Source organism: Streptomyces sp. Act143, assembly GCF_003143935.1.
GTDB lineage: Bacteria > Actinomycetota > Actinomycetes > Streptomycetales > Streptomycetaceae > Streptomyces.
Genome location: NZ_QFRX01000001.1, coordinates 2849470 through 2850124, shown reverse-complemented (window position 1 = coordinate 2850124; position 655 = coordinate 2849470). Strand labels below are relative to the sequence as shown.

The following is a 655-nucleotide window of genomic DNA, read 5'->3' as shown; positions in this document are numbered from 1 at the left end:
GAGCCGGGAGGCGGCGATCTCGGCGATCACCTTCTCGATGGTGTCGGCGTCGGAGTCCACCGCGCCGGTGCAGGACATGTCGCCGACCGTGCGGTAGCGCACCTGCCGCTTCTCGATGACCTCGTCCGCCCGAGGCCCGCCCCACTCGCCGGCGGTCAGCCACATGCCCCCGCGCCGGAAGACCTCGCGCTGGTGGGCGTAATAGATCCCGGGGAGTTCGATCCGCTCGCGGGCGATGTACTGCCAGACGTCCAGTTCGGTCCAGTTGGACAGGGGGAAGACGCGGACGTGTTCGCCGGGGGCGTGGCGGCCGTTGTAGAGGTTCCACAGCTCGGGGCGCTGGCGGCGCGGGTCCCACTGGGAGAACTCGTCGCGCAGGGAGAACACCCGTTCCTTGGCCCGGGCCTTCTCCTCGTCCCGGCGCCCGCCGCCGAAGACCGCGTCGAACTTCTCCGCCTGGATCTTCTCGGTCAGCGGGAGGGTCTGGAGCGGGTTGCGGGTGCCGTCCGCACGCTCCTTCAGCACTCCGCGGTCGATGTAGTCCTGCACGGAGGCGACATGCAGGCGCAGTCCGTGCCGGGCGACCGCCCGGTCGCGGTAGTCGAGGACCTCGGGGAAGTTGTGCCCGGTGTCCACGTGCAGCAGCGAGAAGGGG

At 70.4% G+C, this 655-nt stretch carries 1 protein-coding gene; it reads right to left on the bottom strand.

Annotation, left to right across the window (positions count from 1 at the left end; genetic code table 11):
• Positions 1–655: sulfate adenylyltransferase subunit CysD (gene cysD / locus DI272_RS12720; RefSeq protein WP_258314537.1), on the bottom strand; the 655-nt coding region annotated here is incomplete at both ends.